The 23,571-nt window shown below is 72.4% G+C and carries 19 protein-coding genes, 1 tRNA gene and 1 pseudogene; 14 read left to right on the top strand and 7 right to left on the bottom strand.

Going from position 1 to position 23,571, the window contains the following annotated elements:
* Positions 1 to 301: 301 nt before the first annotated feature.
* Positions 302 to 490: a hypothetical protein gene (locus AS857_RS24415; RefSeq protein ID WP_058047022.1), complete on the bottom strand. Its 189-nt coding sequence runs from the start codon at positions 488 to 490 to the stop codon at positions 302 to 304.
* A 176-nt stretch (positions 491 to 666) separates the two neighbouring features.
* On the opposite strand from AS857_RS24415, the gene AS857_RS24410 reads away from it, so the two are divergent.
* A complete protein-coding gene (locus tag AS857_RS24410; protein ID WP_058045402.1) occupies positions 667 to 867 on the top strand; it encodes a hypothetical protein in 201 nt (66 codons plus the stop codon).
* Between the two features lie 132 nt (positions 868 to 999).
* Here the strand turns inward: AS857_RS24410 and AS857_RS40075 are convergent, their stop codons facing one another.
* The 3 genes from AS857_RS40075 to AS857_RS24395 all read right to left on the bottom strand — a co-directional run bounded on the left by AS857_RS40075 (position 1,000) and on the right by AS857_RS24395 (position 3,976).
* Complete coding sequence (locus AS857_RS40075; protein WP_058045401.1) at positions 1,000 to 1,398, bottom strand: ester cyclase; 399 nt, start codon at positions 1,396 to 1,398, stop codon at positions 1,000 to 1,002.
* 761 nt (positions 1,399 to 2,159) lie between these two features.
* A tRNA-Ser gene (locus AS857_RS24400) sits at positions 2,160 to 2,249 on the bottom strand.
* Positions 2,250 to 2,290: 41 nt separating this feature from the next.
* Entirely contained in the window at positions 2,291 to 3,976 is a 1,686-nt protein-coding gene (locus AS857_RS24395) for a S1C family serine protease (protein WP_245700449.1), read from the bottom strand.
* A 283-nt stretch (positions 3,977 to 4,259) separates the two neighbouring features.
* Between AS857_RS24395 and AS857_RS24390 the strand changes: the two genes are divergently transcribed.
* The 3 genes and pseudogenes from AS857_RS24390 (at position 4,260) to AS857_RS24380 (ending at position 7,398) form a co-directional block, all read left to right on the top strand.
* The gene (locus AS857_RS24390) at positions 4,260 to 5,087 is read left to right on the top strand and encodes a glycerophosphodiester phosphodiesterase (protein ID WP_058045400.1); all 828 of its coding nucleotides are present in this window, start codon (positions 4,260 to 4,262) and stop codon (positions 5,085 to 5,087) included.
* A gap of 135 nt (positions 5,088 to 5,222) precedes the next feature.
* Positions 5,223 to 5,855: pseudogene (locus AS857_RS24385) on the top strand (ATP-binding protein).
* A gap of 559 nt (positions 5,856 to 6,414) precedes the next feature.
* On the top strand, positions 6,415 to 7,398 hold the full coding sequence (locus tag AS857_RS24380) for a DUF5926 family protein (protein WP_058045398.1): 984 nt from the start codon (positions 6,415 to 6,417) through the stop codon (positions 7,396 to 7,398).
* 433 nt (positions 7,399 to 7,831) lie between these two features.
* Here AS857_RS24380 and AS857_RS24375 read toward each other — a convergent pair whose 3' ends face one another.
* Both AS857_RS24375 and AS857_RS24370 read right to left on the bottom strand, forming a co-directional pair.
* Positions 7,832 to 8,611 carry a hypothetical protein gene (locus AS857_RS24375; protein WP_058045397.1) on the bottom strand — a complete coding sequence of 260 codons (780 nt, stop codon included), beginning with the start codon at positions 8,609 to 8,611 and terminating at the stop codon, positions 7,832 to 7,834.
* Between the two features lie 628 nt (positions 8,612 to 9,239).
* On the bottom strand, positions 9,240 to 10,022 hold the full coding sequence (locus tag AS857_RS24370) for a bifunctional DNA primase/polymerase (RefSeq protein ID WP_058045396.1): 783 nt from the start codon (positions 10,020 to 10,022) through the stop codon (positions 9,240 to 9,242).
* 1,194 nt (positions 10,023 to 11,216) lie between these two features.
* On the opposite strand from AS857_RS24370, the gene AS857_RS38000 reads away from it, so the two are divergent.
* The 3 genes from AS857_RS38000 (at position 11,217) to AS857_RS24355 (ending at position 14,810) form a co-directional block, all read left to right on the top strand.
* On the top strand, positions 11,217 to 12,710 hold the full coding sequence (locus AS857_RS38000; protein ID WP_058045395.1) for a PP2C family protein-serine/threonine phosphatase: 1,494 nt from the start codon (positions 11,217 to 11,219) through the stop codon (positions 12,708 to 12,710).
* Positions 12,711 to 12,926: 216 nt separating this feature from the next.
* Complete coding sequence (locus AS857_RS24360) at positions 12,927 to 14,387, top strand: aminopeptidase P family protein (RefSeq protein WP_058045394.1); 1,461 nt, start codon at positions 12,927 to 12,929, stop codon at positions 14,385 to 14,387.
* Positions 14,388 to 14,558: 171 nt separating this feature from the next.
* Positions 14,559 to 14,810, top strand: coding sequence for an SCO4226 family nickel-binding protein (locus AS857_RS24355; RefSeq protein WP_058045393.1), 252 nt, complete (start codon positions 14,559 to 14,561; stop codon positions 14,808 to 14,810).
* 138 nt (positions 14,811 to 14,948) lie between these two features.
* Here the strand turns inward: AS857_RS24355 and AS857_RS24350 are convergent, their stop codons facing one another.
* Positions 14,949 to 15,419, bottom strand: a complete 471-nt coding sequence (locus AS857_RS24350) for an ATP-binding protein (protein ID WP_058045392.1) — start codon at positions 15,417 to 15,419, stop codon at positions 14,949 to 14,951.
* A gap of 222 nt (positions 15,420 to 15,641) precedes the next feature.
* On the opposite strand from AS857_RS24350, the gene AS857_RS24345 reads away from it, so the two are divergent.
* The 7 genes from AS857_RS24345 to pheA all read left to right on the top strand — a co-directional run bounded on the left by AS857_RS24345 (position 15,642) and on the right by pheA (position 23,116).
* Complete coding sequence (locus AS857_RS24345) at positions 15,642 to 16,463, top strand: hypothetical protein (protein WP_173864799.1); 822 nt, start codon at positions 15,642 to 15,644, stop codon at positions 16,461 to 16,463.
* Between the two features lie 174 nt (positions 16,464 to 16,637).
* Positions 16,638 to 17,387, top strand: coding sequence for a YcnI family copper-binding membrane protein (locus AS857_RS24340; protein WP_058045391.1), 750 nt, complete (start codon positions 16,638 to 16,640; stop codon positions 17,385 to 17,387).
* Between the two features lie 85 nt (positions 17,388 to 17,472).
* Complete coding sequence (locus AS857_RS24335; protein ID WP_058045390.1) at positions 17,473 to 18,126, top strand: SCO family protein; 654 nt, start codon at positions 17,473 to 17,475, stop codon at positions 18,124 to 18,126.
* Positions 18,126 to 18,602 carry a copper chaperone PCu(A)C gene (locus tag AS857_RS24330; protein WP_058045389.1) on the top strand — a complete coding sequence of 159 codons (477 nt, stop codon included), beginning with the start codon at positions 18,126 to 18,128 and terminating at the stop codon, positions 18,600 to 18,602. Before AS857_RS24335 ends, AS857_RS24330 begins: the two co-directional genes overlap by 1 nt.
* Positions 18,603 to 18,608: 6 nt before the next feature.
* Positions 18,609 to 20,537 (top strand): copper resistance CopC/CopD family protein, encoded by a 1,929-nt coding sequence (locus tag AS857_RS24325; protein ID WP_058045388.1) that lies wholly within the window; start codon positions 18,609 to 18,611, stop codon positions 20,535 to 20,537.
* A complete protein-coding gene (gene efeB / locus AS857_RS24320; protein WP_245700448.1) occupies positions 20,537 to 22,036 on the top strand; it encodes an iron uptake transporter deferrochelatase/peroxidase subunit in 1,500 nt (499 codons plus the stop codon). The genes AS857_RS24325 and efeB overlap by 1 nt, the downstream gene beginning before the upstream one ends.
* A gap of 144 nt (positions 22,037 to 22,180) precedes the next feature.
* Complete coding sequence (pheA, locus tag AS857_RS24315; protein ID WP_058045387.1) at positions 22,181 to 23,116, top strand: prephenate dehydratase; 936 nt, start codon at positions 22,181 to 22,183, stop codon at positions 23,114 to 23,116.
* Positions 23,117 to 23,571: the final 455 nt, after the last annotated feature.

The raw sequence follows: 23,571 nt of genomic DNA, 5'->3' as shown, positions 1-23,571 counted from the left end.
CGCCCACGCCGGTGGCCGGAGCAGCTTTGGCCGGTGTCCTGTCCGGGTTGGGATCGGGCATGTTCAGGGGGCTCAGAAACTCTGAACAGCCTGCCCGCTCTCCACCGGCCGCCCGGTGTGACGGGCTTCGAGCAGCCACCACCGCCAGGACCACCGCGGCCCTCACCCGGCCCGACCCGGCACTGCCCTGGGATCTCCGGCCGCCGACGAAGGGGCCCCGACTGCTGAAGCTCATCACGCAGGCCTGCACCACCACCGTGCTTGTGGTGGTGGTGCAGGCCAAGTCACGTAGTCGGCAATGTCAGCGGCGGTCGTCCATGTCGTCCTGGATGTCGTCGAAGGACCGTTGGCCCTGCTGCCTCGCCTCGTCGGCACTCTGGCGCAGGCGCTCCTGCTCGCTCTGGCCGCGCTGCTTCGCCTCGCCCTGCTTGCTTTGCAGCTTTTCCTTGGCCTGCTGCGCCTTGGCTTGCATCTCGTCCTTGATGCCCATCAGGATCACTCTTCCTGGGTGAGTGGGGCGGGTCCTCAATCACCCTGGCACGGGCAAGCGCATCACGCATTTTCGCCGTTCAGTTGCCCAGGCAGAATCGGCCTACGGCATCGGGCGCTACGGCGACCCCACGAAGCGCCCCGGGCCGGCCTTCGAATGCCGGGTGATCGCGATCGGTGACAGATCACATCGGCAGCATTTTCGGCACCGCCGAAGACGGCCGGCTCTTCCGCGCCGCCCGTGGCGGCCACGTCCTCACCAAGGAATACGGCGCGACCTGGAAGACCGCCCGCCTCTCCGTACTCACCGAAGTGAAAGCCCAGACACCACTCACCGAGAATCCCTGGTCCGCCCGACTCGCGGGCGTATCCCTCTGACTGACTTCCGGCGTCGCCCCGCCGAAGTTGCCCACCGGGCCGGACACGGCATCGCCGTCCTCTTCCGCGGAGGAAGGCGAGGCCCCGCGGTAGGAAGTCATCCGACGTCGCGGGGACGGTTCCGGGAGGGGGTCACTGTCCGCCAAGGTAGTCGGTCTGTGAGGCGATCCGGCCACCGCGCAGCTGCATGACCGTGCAGAAGCTGACGTTGACCGGTGCACCGGCCGGGGGCAGCCCCGGGTGAGCCCCGGAGCTGGTCCCTGCGAAGTCGTATTCGAGGGCGACGGCGTCCCCCTCGGCAATGACCCGCTTGAGGGTCAGCTTCCGGTCCGGAACAGCACCCGCGTACTCCTGGACATGGCCCACGAAGGCATCGCGGCCTGTGAAGGTGAGCCCGAAGGCTCCGCAGACGTAGTCGACGTCATCAGCGAGTACTGCCCCGAACCGGTCGAAGTCCTTGGCGTTGTAGGAATCCACCCACTCGTTAACAAGCTCGTTGACGTCTGTGTAAACCTTGTTGCTGCTCACCATTGCCGGCCTTTCTGCGCCTTTGAGGGGTCGTACCAAGAGATTGACACCCATGTAGGTCCATTCGTGTCCTATATGCCTCGGGTCACTTATTCCTGTAATTTCGCAATAAAATGCCGGTGTGGTGAATGGTGCGGAAGAGGGTGCGCCCATGGCTCTGGAGGATGTCGCGGAGTTCGCCATGGGGCTGCCGGAGGCGACGGAGTGAGCCCGACCCCGGAATGACCCTGTGCCCGCCGGCGAGCTCACCGACATGATCGAGCACTCCTCGTCTCCGGGCCGGGCAGTACTGGAATTCACTTCGAACCCCAGCCCTTTGCAGAACGCGACACTCGCGGCAGTGCCCTTGACACTCAGACAGGGCGCAAACGGTATGCCTCTCCATGGGAAGCACCGGCGCCCGGATCCCGGTGAGGCAAGCCCGGATCCGCAGTGACCTGCGCTCCGTGCCGCCGCCGTCTTCCACGGCCTTGGACTTCTCCGCGCTCACTCCACGCCTGTGCCCGGTGCCCGGTGCCCGGTGCCCGGTGCCCTGTGCCGCCACCAGACGGTCAGTCACCCCTGCCAACGAAGCTGCATCCTGAGCCCGCCTCGCGCGCTTCGACGGCCTCAGTCACCACCAGGAAGCGCCGGAACTGGTCCGCGCCTGGTCCGTAAGCGCTGGTCGGACCCGGGAAACGGGCGGCACGAGGTGAGACAGGCCCCCAACACGAAAGGGGCGCCCCGAACCGGGACACCCCTTCTGGCCTGCGCTGACGCAGGGCTGGCGGAGGCTGAGGGATTTGAACCCTCGGTGACATCGCTGCCACGACGGTTTTCAAGACCGTTCCCTTAGGCCGCTCGGGCAAGCCTCCCCGCACCGCCTGTGCGGCGGCGCGGGGGCCAGCCTATCGCTTCAGTTGTCGCCCTTGCGTTCGCCCAATGTGATCTCTGTCGTGGACTGCTTGCCGTCGCGGGTGTAGGTCACCTTCACCTTGTCGCCCGGCTTGTGGGTCCAGATCTCGCTGATGAGGGTGGGGCCGCTGTCGACGGCGGTGTCGTCGAGCTTGGTGATGACGTCGCCCGGCTTGAGGCCGGCCTTGTCGGCCGGGCCGCCCGGGGTCACGGCCGGGCTGTTGTTGTCGCCGGTGGGGGCGATCTTGGCGCCCGCGCCGGCGTCCTTCATGTTCACCGAGGCGGAGATGACCGGGTAGACCGGCTTGCCGGTCTTGATGAGCTGGTCGGCGACGTTCTTGGCCTGGTTGATCGGGATGGCGAAGCCGAGGCCGATGCTGCCGGCCTGCTGCTGACCGCCGCCGAAGCCGCCGCCGTTGTTCGCGGACTGGATGGCGGAGTTGATGCCGATGACCGCGCCCTGGGCGTTGAGGAGCGGGCCGCCGGAGTTGCCCGGGTTGATCGACGCGTCCGTCTGGAGGGCGCTCATGTACGAGGCCTTGCCCATGCCGCCGCCGTCGCTGGAGGCCACCGGGCGCTTCTTGGCGCTGACGATGCCCGTGGTGACCGTGCCGGACAGCCCGAAGGGTGCGCCGATCGCGATCGTGGCGTCACCCACCGCCGCCCTGTCGGAGTTCCCCAGCGGGAGGGGGTTGAGCTTCGCGCCGGAAGGGTTCTTCAGCTTGATGACGGCGACGTCGTAGCCCTGCGCCCGGCCCACGACCTCGGCGTCGTACTGCTTGCCGTCCGAGAACGTGGCCATGAGCTTGCCGCCGCCCTGGGCGGCCGAGGCGACGACGTGGTTGTTGGTGAGGATGTGGCCCTCGGTGTCGTAGACGAAGCCGGTGCCCGTGCCGCCCTCGCCGCCGCCGCTCTGCGCCTCGATGGTGACGACGCTCGGCAGCGCCTTGCTGGCGATGTCCGAGACGGAACCGGGGGCGCGGCTCTCGGTCTTCGGGTCGCCGGACGACGAGATGGTCGTCGAGCTGCTGCCGTCGTCACGGCTGGCCGCCCAGTAGCCGATCCCCCCGCCGACGCCGCCCGCGACGAGGGTCGCCGCCAGCGCCATCGCCACGAGGCCGCCGCCGCGCTTGCGAGCGGGCGGGTACGCGTCGGGGCCGCCGGCCCACACGCCGGTCGGGCCCATCGGGCCGCCGCCCGCGGGCACGCCGTACGGGTACGGCCCCGCCTGGGGCTGAGCCTGCGGCGGCTGCTGGTGGTGGTGAGGCTGGGGCTGGGGCTGCTGCTGGGCCTGCTGAGCCTGCGCGTCGTACCAGCCGCCGGCTCCCTGACCCTGCGCGCCCGGCTGCTGCCCGTACCCCGGCTGGGGCGGGGCCACGGGCGGCACCGGCGCCTGGGGCGGAGCAGCCGGTGCAGCCGGAGCGACCGGTGCGGCCGGAGCGGCACCGGAGGCAGGATCGACAGGGTCGGCAGGGGCCACGGGGGCCGCAGGGGCAGCAGCGCCGCCCGCAGGCGTCTCCGTACGGGCCTGCGTCCCGGCTGCGTCCGCACCCGTCACAGCCGCCCCGGCTGCCCCGGTTGCCCCGGCTGCCTCGCCCTTCTCCATCGAAATGCCCGACGAGCCGCCCGGAACATCCGGAACGCCCTCCGCAGGCGCGACGGCGGCGCCCTCGTTCTCGGTGCTCACAGCTCTCTCCTCATCAGGTGCCACATCAGTTCCTACATGGTGCCTACGCCATGCGCGGTGTGGTGTCCACGTCATCCGCAGGATCCACGCCGCCGGCGCCGTTCCCGTCACCCACGACCGGCCGGGACCAGCCCACGACCGGCCCGGGACAAGCTTTTCCCACCGCACGTCAGACCACCGTAAGCGGACCCTGTGCCCCCACGGCGGCAACGCTGCGCTCCGGGCACTCCATAACAAATGGGACCGCATGCACGATGGTGCCGGGCGATGGCACGATAACGCGGTGACCTATGCGCACCCGGCCCGGGACCTCCGCCCCGAGCGGCACCCACTCTCCGTCGTCGCCCACCGCGGAGCCTCCGAGGACGCTCCGGAACACACCCTGGCCGCGTACCGCAAGGCGATCGAGGACGGCGCCGACGCCCTCGAGTGCGACGTCCGGCTCACCGCCGACGGCCACCTCGTCTGCGTGCACGACCGCCGCGTCAACCGCACCTCCAACGGCCGCGGCGCCGTCTCCTCCCTGGAGCTCGCCGATCTCGCCACCCTCGACTTCGGCTCCTGGAAGGCCGACGTCTCCGACAGGGAGGCCCCGGACCTCGACGCGACGTCCGTGCTCACCCTGGAGCGGCTGCTGGAGCTCGTGGCCGACGCGGGGCGGCGCGTCGAGCTCGCCATCGAGACCAAGCACCCGACCCGCTGGGCGGGCCAGGTGGAGCAGAAGCTGCTCGAACTCCTGGGCCGCTTCGGACTCGCCGGGCCGCCCGCGGACGGCGGCCCCTCGCCGGTACGGGTCATGAGCTTCTCCGCCCGCTCCCTGCACCGCGTCCAGCTGGCCGCGCCGGCGCTGCCGACCGTCTACCTGATGCAGTTCCTCTCGCCCCGCCACCGCGACGGGCGGCTGCCCGCGGGCGTCCGCATCGCCGGCCCGAGCATCCGCATCATCCGCAAGGACCCCGGCTACGTGGCCCGGCTGCGCGACGCGGGCAACGAGGTGCACGTCTGGACGGTGAACGAGCCCGAGGACGTCGAGCTCTGCGCGCGCCTCGGCGTGGACGCACTGATCACCAACCGGCCCAGGCGGGTGCTCACCCAGCTCGGCCGGTCGTAGCTCCTCTGCGCCCGGCAGCGCCCGGCAGCGTCCGGCTGCGTCGCAGCGTGACCCCGTGACGCCCACCCGTCCGCGCATCCCCATGACGCCCACGCCGTAGCCCCATTACAAGGAGTGCACCGGCGCGTTCGGTGCGTGTTCGAGCCGGTCGAGTGCCCCCGGCGGGTCTCGGATGGCCGGTTTCCGGTCCAGTCCATTGGGGCATCCATCCCCTGACGTGGGGCAAAGGAGGTCTCGGGGGTGGCGTTGGTGGTGGCACAGGAGGTGCCCACGTCGTCGATCATGGCCGTACCCCATGGTCCAACCGGTGTGGGCCAGGCAAGACACCGGATGCGCAAGGATCTGCGCATCATCGGGGTACCGGATTCGGTCATCGACGACGCCGTACTGATCCTTTCGGAGCTGCTCAGCAATGCGTACCGGCACGGACGCCCGCTGAGCCCGGAGGGCGACGGTCGCAGAGACGGGGACGAGGGGGACAAGGACGGGGGGATACGTGCCGCATGGAGAGTGGACGCCCACGGCCGGCTCACGGTCGAGGTGACGGACGGCGGAGGCCCGACCCGGCCGGTTCCGGCCACGCCTTCGGTGACCGCCCGCGGAGGCCGCGGGCTGAACATCATCAGCGCCCTCTCCCAGGACTGGGGGGTCCGTGACTCATCGGGCGAGGTGACCGTCTGGGCCGCACTCTCGGTGCACGACAGCTTCGCTACGCGCGTCGCCGCAGGCCCCAGACCCGCATTCGCAGACATCGACGAACTGACATGACGGTGGCGTGACGCGCGTAGATCCTGCCGCGAGACGTCGACGCCGCGAGATCCCGTACGAACCGAAGAGCAAGCACGCCCGTGCACGGCCGGTGGGCCCCGCACCCGGAGCGCCCGCCAGGGAACAGGCTCCGCGGAGAGCGGCACCCCGCCACCGGCCGACGACCCTCCGACCCGACTCGCCGACCGACCGCCTCCCCGCGCACCTTCCGTTTCCGTGCGCCTCTCCCCATGCCTTCCCGCACGCCTGCCTCTGCACCTACCTCCGCACCTACCTCCGTGCCTTCCCGCACGCCTGCCTCCGCACCTCCCTTCGCCCCTCCCCGCGCCCCTCCCCGCGCGCCTCCGTTCGCGCCTCCCTCGTGCCCTCCCGCCGTCCCCTCCTCCCGACGCCCCGCGCGCGTGCCCATTCCGGCCGCCGCGGCGAGCGCTAGGCTCGCGCCCGTACGAGCCGTACGCGCCGCGTCGTACGGAGCGTGTCGTACGCAGACCCGTACGCACGCCACCGTGCCCGCCGCGCCGTACGCACGCACCTGCACCGATCGGGAGACACGCACGCCATGGCCAAGAAGCGCAGCCCCCAGACCAAGGGGCCCCAGACGAAGGCCTCATCGCCGCAGGCCGTCGACGGCCGGATCCCCGTCGTCGGCGCCCGCGAGTCCTGCCCGTGCGGCTCGGGCCGGCGTTACAAGGCCTGCCACGGCCGCGCGGCACTGCAGGCGGCCACCGAGCTCGTCCAGCGGCCTTTCGAGGGCCTGCCCGGCGAGGCGGACTGGGTCGCGCTGCGCGAGCTGGTGCCCGCGGCGACGGTCGAGCTCACCCTCAAGGGCGGGCTGCCGGAGGGCGTGCCGTCGGTGACGCTGGCCACCGTGCTGCCGATGGCCTGGCCCGCCCTGCGCCGCGACAACGGCGCCGTGCTGCTGGGCCTGCAGAACGACACCGCCTCCGGCGACCTCAGCCGCGACCTCGCCGACACCCTGCGGCGCGCGCTCGAGGCCGCTCCGGGCACCCCGGTGACCGCCGGCCGCGCCGACACCGACGGCCCGCGCCTGCAGGATCTGCTGGACCCGGAGGCTCCGTTCGAGCCGGACGTCCACACGGGCTTCGAGTTCTGGGTCGAGAACGCCGAGAACGCGACCGGCGAGGTCGCCGCCTCCCTGGACCGGGCCAACGCCGCCGCCCTCCCCACGGCCCGCCTCTCCGGCGTCGAGGCCGCGTACTGGTGCGAGACCCCCGAGAAGAATCACCTCCGCTGGGTCATGACCCACCCCGAGGAGCAGCTTCTGGACGCTCTGGCCCGGCTGCACGCCGCGGGCACCTCCTCGCTGGGCGAAGGCACCCGCCTGGTCGGGTCGTTCCGGGCGCACGGGCTCACCGTGCCCGTCTGGGACCTGCCGAGCGACATGCGCGCGGAGGACACCGAGAAGCCGGCCGCGGCCTTCGCGGAGCGGCTGGCCACGGCACTCGCCGACGCCTCTCCCCTGACGCCCGACGAGCGGCGGGCGCGCAGCGGCCTCACCAGCCGTCAGATCACCCTGAACTGAGGCGTGTCCGCCTCCGGAGCGGCCGGGCGTAGCCGGTCCCGGGGGCGGACTGTTGGATTCCAAGCAGCGGAGTAGTTGATTCCGGTGGCTAAATGGCCGCCATTCACGTGACTCCTGTCACAACTCCCGCTGTCAGCCCGGAAATACGCGTCCGGAAATCCACGATCGAATTTGCGAACGGCCGATCTCTTGTTACCGTTCTAGGAGCCCGGTCGCTGGTGCATCCCCCGTCGCCAGCGACCGGGCGTTTCCATGCCCGGAAACGCGGACGCGGACATCGACGCGAACATCGACCGAGCGCCGGGGCGCACGCCGCTCGCACGGCCGCCGCCCATCGCCCGGCACGCGCCGGGCGCCCGTCCGGGACGATCCCGGACCGAGCCCCCGCCCACCCGGCCGCTCCGCCCAGCGCTCCACCCGGCGCTCCGCCCGGCTAATCCCCTCGGTCCTCCGCCGAGTTGCTCCCCGAGCGCAGCAGCAGCTTCCCGTCCGCCGAAGCGATCTCCGCGACCGCCTCGTACGGATCTCCGCCGAGCCCGTCCCCGGCCGCCTCTCCGCCCCCGCGCCCGGTCGCCTTCCCGCCTCCCGCCGCCTTCCCGCTCCCCGCCCGGACCGTCCGCGCGCGAGGCGTCTCGCACCCGTCGGGGTCGTCGGAGGCGGTCGTACGGCAGTGCACCTGGACGGTCCGGCCGTCGGGGCCCATGAGGGTCAGAACGGCCCGCAGAGGGGCGCCCGTCGCGTTGCGGTAGTACGTACGGGCCCAGGTCTCGTTCCCCTGTTCCAGGACGCACGTCTGGGCCTCCACGCCTTCGGGCGAGGTGAGTTCGGGGCCGCATCGGGCGGACGCCGAGACCGCCGACCCGGCGGGGCCCATCAGCGGCGGCGAGGCCGCGGGCCAGCCGCCGTCCGCGCCGCGCCCGCCGCGAGCCGCATCCCGGCCCGCGCCCGGGCCGGTCCGCCCTCCCACGCCGAGCCCTTCGCCCAGATCCTCCCCGAGGTCCGGGCCGAGGCCCCTGCCGAGGTCCTTGCCGAAGTTTTTACCCGGGCCTCCCAGCCCTGCCGACTCGCCGCGCAGCGCGTCGCCCGCCCCCGGGTGCTTCCCGGGGCGCTCGCCCCGCGCCGACTCCGGGCCCGGCAGGCCCACGGGGCCGGCGGTGGCGGCAGCCAGGGGCAGCACTACGGCCAGTGCCACGGCGCTCGCCAGCGCGACCATGCGGAGGTTGGCGCCCCGCTGCTCACCGCTCCGGCCGGTCTCCGCAAGGGTCCCGCCGGGTCCGGCAACGTTCCCATCGGCTCCGGCGAGGGCCCCATCCGCTCCGGCGAGGGCCCCATCGGATTCCGCGAGGGTTCCGTCGGGCTCCGCGGGCACCCTCGACCCGCCGGACATACCGGGTGTACCAGACACTTCGGGCACACCGGATGCAGACGCACGCTCCATGGGGACCACCTGAGACTCGCCGCGCGGACGCTGAATGGATCGCGGGGACGGCTGGGACGGGCTCGGGACACCCCGGCCTCGGTTCGACCGGGCCCGGCCGGCATCGCCCGGCACAGGCCCTCACCCCTGAACATAGCGGTCAGGACAGGGCTCGCCCCGGGGCCGCGCGGTGGAATCCCGCAGAACTCGGACGGGCTTACACCCGTACGAGTGAGAGCGCGTGCGTCTCCCGTCCGTACGCGCTCTCCATGTGCTCGTACCGGCGCTTCTCAAGGCCCTTCAAAGCCCCTTGAGGCTCTTCGAGCTCCTCAAGCTCTTCGAGCCCCTCGAGCCCCTCATGGCTCCTCGAGGCTTCTCAAGGGTTCTCCAGGCTTCTCAAGAGCGCCCTGCCGCATCCCTGCGGTCAGTAGGCCAGCCGGCTGCCGCCGCCCGGCGTGCCCGCGCTCTCCTCGACGAGGACGTCGACCAGGGCGGACACGTCCGGCAGCCACGGCGCGGTGGACCGGGTCGTACCTTCCCTACGCTCCGCGCGCTCCGTTCGATCCCCACGGAACGTACGAATCCCGCCACCCGAGGCGCCGTTGACAGATCCGGCCGGGCCACCCCGGCCGCCGGGCAGCGGCGCCCGCTCCCAGCGCACCCTGCCCGCCCCCGTGGGCGACGGCGGCAGGGCCACGAATCCGCCCTCCCCGTGGAAGAGCAGCGAACCGGGCACCCAGTCCTGGCGGTGGAGCAGCTCGCCGAGGACTTCCAGTGAGTAGGGGGCCACGAGCAGGGCCCAGCGGGTGGGGGTGGCGACCACGGGGCCCAGGCGGATGCCCGCGCGGTCGAAGGCCGCCAGGGCGCGCGCGCCGGCGACCGCGGGCAGGCTCACCGCGCAGGGCGCACGGCCGCCCGTGGCGAGCACGACCGGTGCGTCGGGCCGGTTGGTCCACCACCAGCGGACCATACGGGCGTCCGTGGTGGCCGCCAGCAGCCCCGGGTCGAAGGGGTGGGCGCCGGGGGCCGCGCAGTCGGACTGCGGGCAGCCGCACCGGCGTACGCGCCCGCCGTCGGGCCGCAGGCCCACGCCGGGCAGCACGGGCCACTGCCATTCGGTGGCATAGGTCAGGGCCGCGGTGAGGACCGCGGACCGGTCGCCTCGCCTGAGCGAGAGCTTGCGTCGCCTTCCGAGGATCTCGCGCATGAGCGCTCGTTCCTTTCCGTAAACGCCGAAGTCGGGACCCCTGCCGGTGGCAGGGGCCGGATCACGCTGATGGACTGCATGCATGCACTTCTGAACTGCCTTGCGAATGCCTTACGACCGCCTTGTGACTACCTCACAACTGCCTTGTGACTGCCTGGCGACTGCTCAGCGGCTGCCTGGCCGTTTTGCGCGGCCGTACGGGTGGTACGGATGGAACTCGCTGCACTGCTGCGCCGAACGGGTTCCGCCGGCGCGCCGGAGCAGCCGGTCTGCGCACCGGCGTGCCGCGGAAACCCGTAAGGCGCTGCAGGGTCCTGCACGACCCTGCACAGCCCTGCGCGGTCATTGCACGGCACTGCGGGACTGCCTACTGGAACTGCACCTGAACTGCACTCGGGCCGCGTCCGAACTCCATGGCACTACGGCCCGACATGGCGCGCCGCTCAACACGCCGGGGCTCTTTCCAAGCCGGCACACCACGTGGATCACTAGCCACTGCTTGTACAACGCAGCGCATCACGCCACGGGCCGAGCGTGAAACATGGCGGGGGGTGGCGCGCGTATGGCGCTTCGTACCGAGCCTGTCGCCCCTCGCCTGCGGCATGGGTTTCCCCATCGCCCTCGGGTGCGGGCGCGGCCGTCGCCGGTTAAGACGCTCGGGCCCGCCGCCGGGTTCCGGGGCGGCCCCAACTGCCCCTGCCCTTCTTCGTGTACGTACCCACCGGTGTGGATATGACGCGCTGTCGAGCAACGTCAGTCGACCGCAAATCCATGGCCTCTGGACCATTTTCCGGCCAACTTTGAAACCCCATAGACACCACCAATCCCACCGGTTCAATGCTGGACATCTCCTTGCCCGGGCGTGTACATGTGGAGCACCGATAGCGCGCAACGCGACAGGGGGTTTGCGATGCTATTCATGAGAAAACACAGGTCAAGACGGTGGTCAAGAGGGAGCGGCGAAGTGCCGCGGTCCCCGGTGCACACGAGCGCCCGGCGCACCGCGCCCCCGCCCCGTCCGGGTAGCCGGCCATGACCACGCCCCACCTGCCGAAAGTGGCCGGAATCAATCCTCCGCTCCCCGCTCCCGCGCAGACTCCCGCCCCCGCATCTGCCGCCTCCTCCGCAGATCCCCTCTCCCCCGCTGCTTCCGGAGCGCCCGGCGCAGATGCATCAGCGGACACCGGCGACGCCATGGACCCGTCCGCCGCTGCCGCCTCCTCCGGCTCCTCCGGCCCGGCGCTTCTCCCCGGCCCCTCACTCCCCGCGCCCAACGCCCTCGTCCAGGACCGCCTCGCGGGCTGGATCTCCGACCTCACCACGCTCCAGGAGCTGACCGAGCGGCTCACGCGCACCACCACCCTCGACGCGGCCCTCCACGAGGCCCTGCGGGCGGGCGCGACGCTCGTGGGCGCCCGCCGCGGCCTGGTCACGCTGCACCCGGCCACGGGCCCCGGCCGCGACCACCCCGTCACCGTCGGCTTCGGGCTGGACCACGCGGACCTCGGCCACATCGAGACCATTCCGCAGGCCGGGGCGGGGCCTGAGGCGTCCGGGGCCTCCGCGGCCTCGGGAGACTCCGGAATCTCCAGAGCCCCCGGAGCCCCCGGAGCCCCCGGAAGCTCCGGAGCCTCCGGGGCGGAGGCTGTGCAGGAGGCCGTCCCCGGTCCCTACGGCCGGCTGTTCGACGATCTGCCCCCGACGGGCTCCCGTACGGGCACCGCCCACCCCGACGTCGCCTCCGACGAGGGCCTCGACCCCCGGCACCGCGAGGTCGCCGCCCGCCTCGGCTACGGCGCGAGCTACGCCGTCCCCCTGGAGACCGACAACGCGGGCCGGATCGGCGCGGCCGTCTGGCTGTACGACGAGGCGGCCGAGCCCACCGAGCGGCAGCGCCACCTCGTCGGCCTCTACCGCGACCACGCCACCGAACACCTCGCCCGCCAGCTCGAACTGGCCGAGGCCCGGGAGGCCGTGGCGACGCTCCGCGAGGAGCTGCTGCCGAGCAGGCTGCCCCGGACGCCGGGCGTCCGGCTGGCCGTCCGGCACCGCACCGGCCCGCTCGGCGGCGGCGACTGGTACGACGCGCTGCCGCTGCCCGAGGGCGCGCTCGGCCTGGCCGTGGGTGGAGTAAGCGGTTCCGGTCCCAGCGCCGTGGCGGCCATGGGCCGGCTGCGCGCCTCCCTGCGGGCGTACGCCGTCATGGAAGGGGAGGATCCGGTCGCGGTCCTCTCCGATCTCGAGCTCCTGCTGCGGCTCACCGAGCCGGCCCGCGCCGCGACGGCGCTCTTCGCGTACTGCGAGCCGGCCGACCGCAAGGTCCTCCTGGCGGGGGCGGGCCACTGCCCGCCGCTGATCATCGGCGACCACCGCGTCGAGTTCGTCGAGACGTCGCTGTCCGCGCCGCTCGGGATGCTCGCCTGCTGGGAAGCGCCCAGCGTCGAGATCGAGCCCGCCCCCGGAGAAACGCTCCTCTTCTACAGCGACGGTCTGCTGCACCGGACCGGCCGGCCGATGGACCGGGCCTTCGCGCGGCTGCGCACCGCGGCGGCCGGTGTGCCGAAGGCCGCGCGCCGGGACCCGGAGGCCCTGGTGGAGCACGTGCTGCGCACGATGCTGCCGCAGGAGGGCCACAGCGCCTGGGACGGGAGCGAGGACGTCGTCCTGCTGGCGGCCCGCTTCGAGTGACCGGCTCCCCTCCGGCCCGGTCCCGTACGGCCGGGCTCCGTACGGCCAGGCTCCGGCGGCCAGGCTCCGGCGGCCAGGCTCCGTACGGCCGGGCTCCGGCCGGACGCCCCGGACCGCGCCCCTCCGACCCTGTTCCCCTCCTCGGATTTTCCTCATAGTTTCCTCGCATTTCGGTCGCACATACGATGGAAAGCGCCCCGTCCGAGGAGGAATGCAGTGACCGAGCAGCAGCCCGCGCCCGAGAACCCCGAAGGCGACGAGCCGATCAAGCAGCGGAAGAACGGCCTCTACCCCGCCGTCTCCGACGAGCTGGCCGCAAACATGAAGACCGGCTGGGCCGACACCGAGCTGCGCGACCTGCAGCCCGTCGAGCAGGCGCCGCACACGGCCCGCCGCCGCGCCGAGCTCTCCGCACGCTTCCCCGGGGAGCGCCTGGTGATCCCGGCGGGGAGCCTCAAGACCCGCTCGAACGACACCGAGTACAGCTTCCGCGCCTCCACGGAGTACGTGTACCTCACCGGTGACCAGACCGAGGACGGCGTGCTCGTCCTGGAGCCGACCGGCGCCGAGGGCCACCGGGCGACGATCTACCTGCTGCCCCGCTCCAACCGCGAGAACGGCGAGTTCTGGCTCGACGGCCAGGGCGAGCTGTGGGTCGGCCGCCGCCACAGCCTCACCGAGGCCGAGCAGCTGCTGGGCCTGCCGGCCAAGGACGTCCGCGAGCTCGCCGACGCCCTGCGCGCGGCCACCGGCCCGGTCCGCGCCGTCCGCGGCCACGACGCCGGCATCGAGGAGGCCCTGGCCGACAAGGTCACCGCCGAGCGCGACGAGGAGCTGCGCGTCTTCATCAGCGAGCAGCGGCTCGTGAAGGACGCCTTCGAGATCGGCGAGCTGCAGAAGGCCGTCGACTCCACCGTGCGCGGCTTCGAGGACGTCGTGAAGGTGCTCGACAAGGCCGAGGCCACCTCGGAGCGCTACATCGAGGGCACGTTCTTCCTGCGCGCCCGCGTCGAGGGCAACGACATCGGCTACGGCTCCATCTGCGCCGCCGGCCCGCACGCCACGACCCTGCACTGGGTGCGCAACGACGGCGCGGTCCGCTCCGGCGAGCTGCTCCTGCTGGACGCGGGCGTGGAGACGCACAGCCTCTACACCGCCGACGTCACCCGCACGCTGCCGATCAACGGCACGTACAACGACCTCCAGCGCAAGATCTACGACGCGGTGTACGAGGCGCAGGAGGCCGGCATCGCGGCGGTCGTGCCGGGCGCGAAGTACCGCGACTTCCACGACGCGGCGCAGCGCGTGCTGGCCGAGAAGCTGGTGGAGTGGGGCCTGGTCGAGGGCCCGGTGGAGCGCGTCCTGGAGCTCGGTCTGCAGCGCCGCTGGACCCTGCACGGCACCGGCCACATGCTCGGCCTGGACGTGCACGACTGCGCGGTGGCCCGCACCGAGACGTACGTGGACGGCGTCCTGGAGCCCGGCATGGTCCTGACCGTCGAGCCCGGCCTGTACTTCCAGGCGGACGACACCACCGTGCCCGAGGAGTACCGCGGCATCGGCGTCCGCATCGAGGACGACATCCTGGTGACCGAGGACGGCAACCGGAACCTGTCGGCGGGGCTGCCCCGTACGTCCGCGGACGTCGAGGCGTGGATGGCGTCCCTGAAGGGCTGAGGAACACAGGCCCGAAGGGCCGGGTAGCCGCGGTTCTCAAGGGCCGGGGTACCACCGTGCGCGCGAGCCGCAGCCTTCCGGGCTGCGGCTCGCCGCGTTCCAGCGGTGGTCCGCAGGGGACCCTGAGCGCATCATGGCCACATAGGGCGCACCCAGGGAGGTGTGGGAGCCATGAGCAAGTTCATGGACGTCCATCACGGCATGAAGGGCATCACCGGCGAGCAGCTGGAGGAAGCGCACCGCAGGGATCTGGCCATCGAGTCGGAGGAGGGCGTGCACTTCGAGCGGGCCTGGGCGGACCCGAAGTCGGGCACCGTCTACTGCCTGTCCGAGGCGCCCTCGGCGGATGCGGTCAAGCGCGTCCACGCCCAGGCCGGGCACCCGGTCACGGAGGTCCACCCGGTACCGCTGACGATCGGGTGACGACCGGGGGACGCGGGGCTCACAGGGCCGGCGACGCCGGGATCACGAGGCTCGCGACGCCGGGATCACGAGGCTCGCGACGCCGGGATCACAGGGCTCGCGACGCGGGGATCACGAGACTCGCGACGCGGGCGGGGATCACGACGCCCGGAGCAGTGCCGCGTCCTCTCTCCACTTGAGGATCTTGTCGAAGGTGACCACGGCCCCCTGGCGGCCCGGGCGGTTGCGCACGCGGACGTGGTCGGTGAGCGACTCGATGAGGAAGAGGCCCCTGCCGTGCTCGTCCTCGGCGGGGGCCAGGGGCCTCGGCGGCTGCGGGCGCTGCCGGCGGCGTTCGTGCGGGCGGGGCTGCTCCGGGAAGCCCGGGCCGGAATCGGTGACCTCGATACGGCAGGTGTCACCGTCGATGAACGCCGTCACGAGATAGCCCGTGGAGGAATCGCCTCCGTGCTCGACGGCGTTCGCACACGCCTCGCTCAGGGCGAGCGAAAGATCATAGGAAATTTCGGGGTCGACGCCGGCCGTCTCCATCGCGCCGATCAGCAACCGCCGCGCGAGCGGAACGCTCGCGGCCTCCCGCCGCAGATGGAGTGACCACCAAATGCTCATGCTCAGCCTCCTGGCCGCGGCTCGACATACCGATACGTATAGCCAGCGCTGACGCCCCGTAAGCCTCCGGAGCGTGTGAGACCGCTCATTCGGACGACGCGCCCGGCGGGTGCATCGGTGTATGGCAGTAGACGGGAGTGCGCCGGTGCGCCCCCGCCGGGTGGAGATCGAGCGCCCCCTGCTGTAGGGGAGGGGTAAGCCCGGTGGGATGATGGCGCAGCCATGTCTCACCCCGTCGCGCGTGTCGGCGCCGATCTGCGACTGATCCGGGCCGCGGTGTTCACCGCGGTCTGTGTTCTGCTGTCCGCGGGCGGACACGTGCTGGCGTCGTGCGCGAAGGTGCCGCTGTGGACCCTCGCGGCCGGTTTCGCGGCGGTGTTCGCCGTGGCCGTGCCGCTGGCGGGGCGGGAGCGTTCGCTGCCGTCGATCGCCGCGGGTCTGGCGGCCGGGCAGCTCGCGCTGCACACGCTCTTCGGCATCGGCCAGCAGGGCGCCGGCGTGGCCGCGCGGCAGACGGCCGCCGAAGGCCGGCTGATCACCTTCGCCTCGAAGCTGGTCTGCAACCAGCCGCACCTCATGTCCGCATCCGACGCCCGCCGCGTCATCACCGACGCGGGGCTCGACCCGGCCGTGCACCCCCTGCAGCAGTCGGGGGCGGCGGCGGTCACCGGTGCGGGCTCCGGAATGCACTCCGGGATGCCCTCCGGCTCGCTGCTCGACGCACTCCCCCTCTCGCTGCCGATGCTGCTCGGCCACCTGCTCGCGGCGCTCGCCGCGGGCTGGCTGCTGCGGCGCGGCGAGGTGGCGCTGTGGCGAGTGGTCGCGCTCTCGGAGCGGTCCGCGCGCGAGGTCGCGGAGACCTCTCTCGTACGGGCGCTGCGCACCGCCTTCGCGCTCGTGGGCACCTTGAGGGAGACGGCCGCCGGGAAGCCGCCGGTCGCCGGTCCGCGCCCGTCCGGGGACGAGGAGCGGCCCGCGACGGAGCCGGTGCTCCAGCACTTCGTGATCAGGCGGGGCCCGCCGGCCCTCGCCCTCGCGGCCTGACGACGCGGCACCCCTTCCCCTTCCCCCCGAGCAGCCGAGCGCCTCCCGCTCTGCAGCGCGCTCGCGCACGCCTGTACACAAGGCGCATTCCGGGCAGGAGGGCGGGTTGCACGGTCGTCGTCCCCGCACGCGTGCCCCCCCTTCACCGATCCCTCCTGCCCCTGGAGCGTCCCCATGAACGCCAAGACCGCTCGCCGTCGCCTCCCCGTCATCGGCGCCGTCGCCGCCGGCACCGTCCTGCTCCTCGCCGGCCCCGCCGCCGCGCACGTGAGCGTGCAGCCCGGCACCGCCGAGAAGGGCGGCTACAGCACCATCGCCTTCAAGGTGCCGAACGAGAAGGACAACGCCTCGACCGTGAAGCTCGAGGTCACCCTCGACCCGAAGCACCCGCTCTCCTCGGTGATGCCCCAGCCGGTTCCCGGCTGGGAGGTGAAGGTCGAGAAGACCAAGCTGGAGAAGCCGCTGCAGACGCACGGCAAGACGATCGAGGAAGCCGTCAGCAAGATCACCTGGACCGGCGGCAAGATCGAGCCGGGCCAGTTCCAGCAGTTCCCGCTGTCCGTCGGCAAGCTGCCCGAGGACGCCGACGAGCTGGTCTTCAAGGCGCTCCAGACGTACTCCGACGACGACGTCGTCCGCTGGATCGACCCGTCGAAGCCGGGCGGCGCCGAGGCCGAGCACCCCGCTCCCACCCTGAAGCTCGTCGCCAAGGCCGCCGCCGACGGCAAGAAGGCGGACGCCAAGGACGGCGCCAAGGACGCTGCCAAGGGCGATGACAAGACCGAGAACGCGTCCGAGAAGACCGGCAAGGGCGACGGCGGTTCCGACACCACCGCCCGCACGCTCGGCATCGTCGGCATCGTCGTGGGCGCGGCGGGCGTCGCCTTCGGCGTGCTCGCCGGGCGCCGCCGCACGTCGGCCTGACGCAAGGACCGGCCGGGGCGCCGGGCCCCTCACCGAGGCCGGCGCCCCGCACCGCACCACCGACCCATCTCTGGAGAAGAGCTCCATGCGCACCCGCATACTGGGCGCGGCCCTGGCCACGGCCGCCGCGCTCACGCTGACCGCCTGCGGCGGCGGCTCGGACGACGGCGGCGACAAGCCTCTGGCCGACGTCTCCGCGGCGCCGAAGAAGGCCGCGATCACCCTCGACACCCCGAAGACCAAGCCGGACCTGGTCCTCACCGACACGGACGACAAGAAGTACGAGCTGGTCAATGCGACCAAGGGGCGCCCGCTCCTCCTCTACTTCGGCTACACCTACTGCCCCGACGTGTGCTCCACGGTCGTCGCCGACATCGCCGCGGCCGAGAAGACGCTGTCCAAGGAGGACCGGGAGAAGCTCCAGGTCGTCTTCGTCACCACCGACCCGGAGCGCGACACGCCCAAGCGCATGCGGGAGTGGCTGGACGCCCAGGGCGGCCAGGACATCGTCGGCCTCACCGGTGACTTCGCCACCATCCAGGCGGCGGCGAAGAGCGTCGGCATCTTCGTGGAGAAGCCGAAGAAGGAGAAGGACGGCTCCATCACCGTCAGCCACGGAGCCGAGGTGGTCGGCTTCTCGCCGAAGGACAACGGCGGGCACTGGATCTACACCACCGAAACCAGCAAGGACCAGTACTCCAAGGATCTCCCGAAGATCATCAAGGGGGAGAACCCGTAATGCGCAAGACCACCGCCGCCACCGCCGCCACCCTGCCGCTCGTCCTCGCCGGAGGGCTCCTGCTGCTCACGGGCTGCCAGTCCGAGAAGGACGCCCTGGCGTCCGACAAGCCGAAGCTCTCGGTCAGCGGCGCCTACCTGCCGCAGCCCGCGATGACCGACATGGCCGCCGCCTACCTCACCGTCAGCAACGACGGCGGCAAGGCCGACCGGCTCACCAAGGTCACCAGCCCGCTCTCCGGTGACATCACCATGCACACCACCGAGGGCTCGCAGATGAAGCACGCGGCCGCGCTCGACGTGCCGGCCAAGGGCGAGCTGAAGCTCGCGCGCGGCGGCACGCATCTGATGCTCGGCAAGCTCGGCCACAAGCCGAAGGTCGGCGAGAAGATCGAGTTCACGCTGCACTTCGCCACCGCCGGACCGGTCAAGGTCAAGGTGCCGGTGGAGTCCACGACGTTCCGTCCCAAGGACTGACGTGCGATGAAGACCCTGACCGCCGGGCGGCTGCTGCCGGTCCTCGGCACGCTGCTCGCCGCGCTGCTCTGCGCACTCGGGCCCGGGGCGGGCAGCGCCTCGGCGCACGCCGCGCTGACCTCCACCGACCCGGCCTCCGGATCGGTGGTGCCCGTCGCGCCCGAGAAGGTGAAGCTCACCTTCTCCGAGGGCGTCCTGCTCAGCGCAGACTCCGTGCGGGTCCTCGACCCGCAGGGCAAGCGCGTCGACGAGGGCAGGCCGGCGCACGTGGACGGCAAGTCGAACACGGCGTCCGTCGGGCTCGCCGGCGGAATCGCCGACGGCACCTACACGGTGGCCTGGCAGGCCGTCTCCGCGGACAGCCACCCGGTGGCCGGGGCCTTCACCTTCTCCATAGGGGCGCCGTCGAAGACGGCGGCGAAAGTGACGACGGCCGAGGCCGACCCGGTCGTCGACGCTCTCTACACCACAGGGCGCTATGCGGCCTATGCCGGTTACCTCCTCCTCGTCGGCGGCTGCGTGTTCGCAGGCGTCTGCCGCTCCTCGCGGCCGGTGCAGCGCATCGCGGTCGGCGGCTGGATCACCCTCTTCGCCGCGACCTCGGCGCTCCTGCTGCTGCGCGGCCCGTACACGGGCGGCAAGGGCATCGGCGCCGCCTTCGACCTGTCCCTCCTCGGTGACGTCCTGGCCACCAAGCCGGGCGCGGCGCTGCTGTCCCGCCTGCTGCTGCTGAGCGCCGCCGCGGTCTTCCTCGCCGTCCTGTTCGGCTCGTACGCCCGCGAGGACGGCGACCGCACGGGCATGGAGCGCCGCGACGTCGCCTACGGGCTCGCGATCGGCGGCGCGGTCGTCGCCGTCGGGCTCGCGGCGACCTGGGCCATGGCCGAGCACGCCTCGGCGGGCCTGCAGCCCTGGCTCGCGATGCCGGTCGACGTCCTGCACCTGCTGGGCGTCGCGGTGTGGCTGGGCGGCCTGGCCTCCCTCCTGGCCGTGCTGTGGACGGGAGAGCCGATCCGGCAGGCGGACGTGCAGCGCTTCTCCCGGCTCGCCTTCACCTCGGTGTGCGTGCTGGTGGCGACCGGCCTCTACCAGTCCTGGCGGCAGGTCGGTTCGTGGGGCGCGCTCACCGGCACGGAGTACGGCCGCTGGCTCCTCCTCAAGGTCGCGCTCGTGACGGGCATGCTCGGCCTCGCGTACTTCTCGCGGCGCTGGACGGGCCGGCTCACGGACCGCCGCCCGGCGGCGAAGAAGGCGGCCCCGGCCGCCAGGCCGGTCCAGGCCAAGGCGGCCGGGCAGGCCCGTGCCGCCAAGGCGGCGAGCCCCTCCCGGGAGGACAAGGACGCCTCTCCCGAGCGGGCCGCCCAGCTCGCACGCCAGCGGGAGGCCTTGGAGAAGGCCGCCGGGCAGCGGCGGCGCGACGCGGACGAAGGCCGCAGCGGGCTGCGGCGCTCCGTCCTGGCCGAGGCCGGGGTCGCCGTCGCCGTGCTCGCCGTCACCACCCTCCTCACCGGCACCCAGCCCGGGCGGGCCGAGACCGAACAGCGGCAGGCCGCCTCTTCCGGCGGCGCCCGGACCACCGCGCCGGACGCCTCCGGCCCGGCCGAGGTCAAGATCCCGTACGACACCGGTGGCACGAACGGGCGAGGCACGGCCGTCGTACGTATCGACCCGGCGCGCTCGGGCAACAACTCCCTCGACGTCACCGTGACCGACCCGGCCGGCAAGGCCGTCGACGTACCGGAGCTGGAGGTGTCCTTCACCGAGACGCGGAAGAACATCGGCCCGCTGCGCACGTCCCTCAAGCGCGGCCCGGCCGGCCGCTGGCAGGCCTCCGGCTTCCAGCTGCCCATGGCCGGCGAATGGCAGCTCACCCTGACCGTACGGACCTCCGACATCGACCAGATCACGGAGATCAGGAACGTGAAGATCAACTGATGACTGAACGATCCCAGGACGAAGAGAAGACCTCCCAGGGCCCGCAGGCCGGGAAGGCCCCGCAGGCCCCGCAGGCCCCGCAGGCCGGGAAGCCTGCAGAGGCAGTGAAAAGCGCGAAGGCCGCGAAGGTCGGCAAGGCCGTGAAGGAAGCCAAGGCCTCCACCGCGGCGGGAACCGCTGCGGCCACCAAGCCGGCGGGAGGCGCCGGGGCCGCGAAGACGGGCCCCGGCCGGGGCGAGCAGCCCGGCCGGCCTGCGCAGGCCCGCGCCGCGAACGGCGTCAGCCGCCGCCGGCTGCTCGGCACGGCCGGCGCCGCGGGCGCGGTCGGGCTCGTCGCGGGCGGTGCGGCCGGGGCGGTCGCCGCCGAGACCGTACGGAAGGATCCGGCCCCGCTGAACGGCGTCGGCTCCGCGAGCAGGGCCTTCCACGGCGTGCACCAGGCCGGGATCGCCGATCCCGCGCAGACGTGCGGCCACATGGCCGCCTTCGACCTCGCGCCCGGCGCCGACCGCAAGGCCGCGGCCGCACTGCTGCGGCGGTGGTCGGCGACCGCTGCCGACCTCATGGCCGGGCGGACGCCCCAGGGCGACGACTCCGGGGTCGCCCTCGACGCGGGCCCCTGCTCGCTGACCGTCACCTTCGGCTTCGGCCGCACGTTCTTCGACCGGACCGGGCTCGCCTCGAAGCGGCCCGCCGCCCTGGAGCCGCTGCCCGCCTTCACCGCCGACGCGCTCGACCCCAAGCGCAGCGAGGGCGACCTGTGGGTGCAGATCGGCGCCGACGACGCGCTCGTCGCCTTCCACGCGCTGCGGCTGCTCCAGCAGCAGGCCGGGAGCGCTGCACGGCTGCGCTGGCAGATGAACGGCTTCAACCGGACGCCGGGGGCCACGGCGCAGCCGATGACCGCCCGGAATCTGATGGGCCAGGTCGACGGCACCAACAACCCAAAGCCGTCGGACCCCCGCTTCGCGGGCCACGTCTACGTGCCGGAGGACCGCGGCGGCGCGGACGCCTGGATGGCGGGCGGCTCGTACGCGGTGGTGCGGCGCATCCGCATGCTGCTCGACAGCTGGGACAACCTCTCCCTGGAGCGCCAGGAGAAGGTGATCGGCCGCCGCAAGTCGGACGGGGCGCCGCTGTCCGGCGGCACGGAGACCACGCCGGTGGACCTCAACAAGTTCCGCGAGGACGGGTCGCTGGCGATCGCGGGCGATGCGCACGTCCGCGTCGCGTCGCCGGCGTCCAACCGGGGCGCGACGATGCTGCGGCGGGCGTTCTCCTACCATGACGGCTTCCTCGATGACGGGGCTCCGGACGCGGGCCTGCTGTTCGTCGCCTGGCAGGCGGACCCGCTGAAGGGTTTCGTGCCGGTGCAGCGGAAGCTGGACCGCGGTGACGGCCTCTCCCGCTTCCTGCGGCACGAGTCGAGCGGCCTCTACGCGGTGCCGGGCGGCTGCGCGCCGGGCGAGTACGTGGGGCAGCGGCTGCTGGAGGGCTGAGGGCGGCCGGAGGACCGAAGACCGCAGGGCCCGGCCGTGCTCCTCACCCGCGGGGACGGACCGGGCCGGCGCTCAGTGCGCGGGGCCCGCCGCCGGGGCGCTCGGTATCGTGGCGAGCCCCCAGACGATCGAGGAGCCAGCGTGATGTCGGCCAGCCGCTACACCTATCTCGGCCCCGAGGGCACGTTCACCGAGGCCGCCCTGCGGACGCTGCCGGAGGCGGCGACGCGGGAGCTGGTGCCGATGGTGTCCGTGCCGGCGGCGCTGGACGCCGTGCGGAACGGCGAGGCGGCGGCCGCGCTCGTGCCCATCGAGAACTCGGTGGAGGGCGGCGTCACCGCGACGCTCGACCAGCTCGCCACGGGCGCCCCGCTGATGATCTACCGCGAGGTGCTGCTGCAGATCACCTTCGCGCTGCTCGTGCGCCCGGGGACCGGCCTGGCGGACATCAAGACGGTGACCGGCCACCCCGTGGCACAGCCGCAGGTGCGCAAGTGGCTCGCCGCGCATCTGCCGGACGCGCTCTGGGAGTCGGCGGCCTCCAACGCGGACGGCGCGCGCCTGGTGCAGGAGGGGCGCTTCGACGCCGCGTTCGCCGGGGAGTTCGCGGCGGCCACGTACGGGCTGGAGCCGCTGGTCACCGACATCCACGACGCGCAGAACGCGCAGACCCGGTTCGTGCTGGTGGGCCGCCCGGCGCGGCCCGCGGCGCGGACGGGCGCGGACAAGACCTCCGTCGTGGTGTGGCTGCGCGACGACCACCCCGGCGCCCTGCTGGAGCTGCTGCAGGAGTTCGCGACGCGCGGGGTGAACCTGATGCTCATCCAGTCCCGCCCGACGGGCGAGGGCATCGGCAACTACTGCTTCGCGATCGACGCGGAGGGGCACATCACCGACCGGCGCGTGGGCGAGGCGCTGATGGGGCTGAAGCGGATCTGCCCGCAGGTGCGGTTCCTCGGCTCGTATCCCCGGGCGGGCGTGGATCCGGCGGAGGTCGGTCCGGCGCGCTACGGCACGTCGGACGAGGAGTTCGTGACGGCGGCGGACTGGCTGGTGCGCTGCCAGGACGGCCGGGCCTGAGCAGGCCGCACCCGGGCCGGCCGCGCGTAAGCGGGAGTCGTTGATGTCCACGTCGCGACGGTAGCCGTCGGCGCGGACATCCCCAGAGTTATCCACAGGGGGTTCTCGACCTGGGGATAAGTCGACAGAACGAGGCACCCGTACCGCTCTGCGAATCGGTCAAGGTCGACAAATCGCTCTAGCCATAGGGCCGTCATCCACAGCACCTAGGTTCGCCCGATCGGGCTGCCCACAGCTCGCTCGTCAGCGGAATGTCTGCGAATAACCCTTTGAGGTGAGGCAATACCACCCGAATGAGTGGCCGAGCGAGGTTTGACCAAGGAATACACGGCGCAGGACAGAAGCGGACGGAACGTTCGATTCCGGCGTCCACAGATTTCGCGCACAGCCTGTGGACAAAGAAAGCGGAGGGATTCCCTCCTGTGGACAAGGAGCGGGCCAACTCCCGCCGTCCG

It is taken from the genome of Streptomyces roseifaciens (assembly GCF_001445655.1).
Taxonomy (GTDB): Bacteria; Actinomycetota; Actinomycetes; order Streptomycetales; family Streptomycetaceae; genus Streptomyces; species Streptomyces aureoversilis.
The sequence above is the reverse complement of the archived record's forward strand: the minus strand, read 5'-3'. Positions and strand labels throughout refer to the sequence as shown.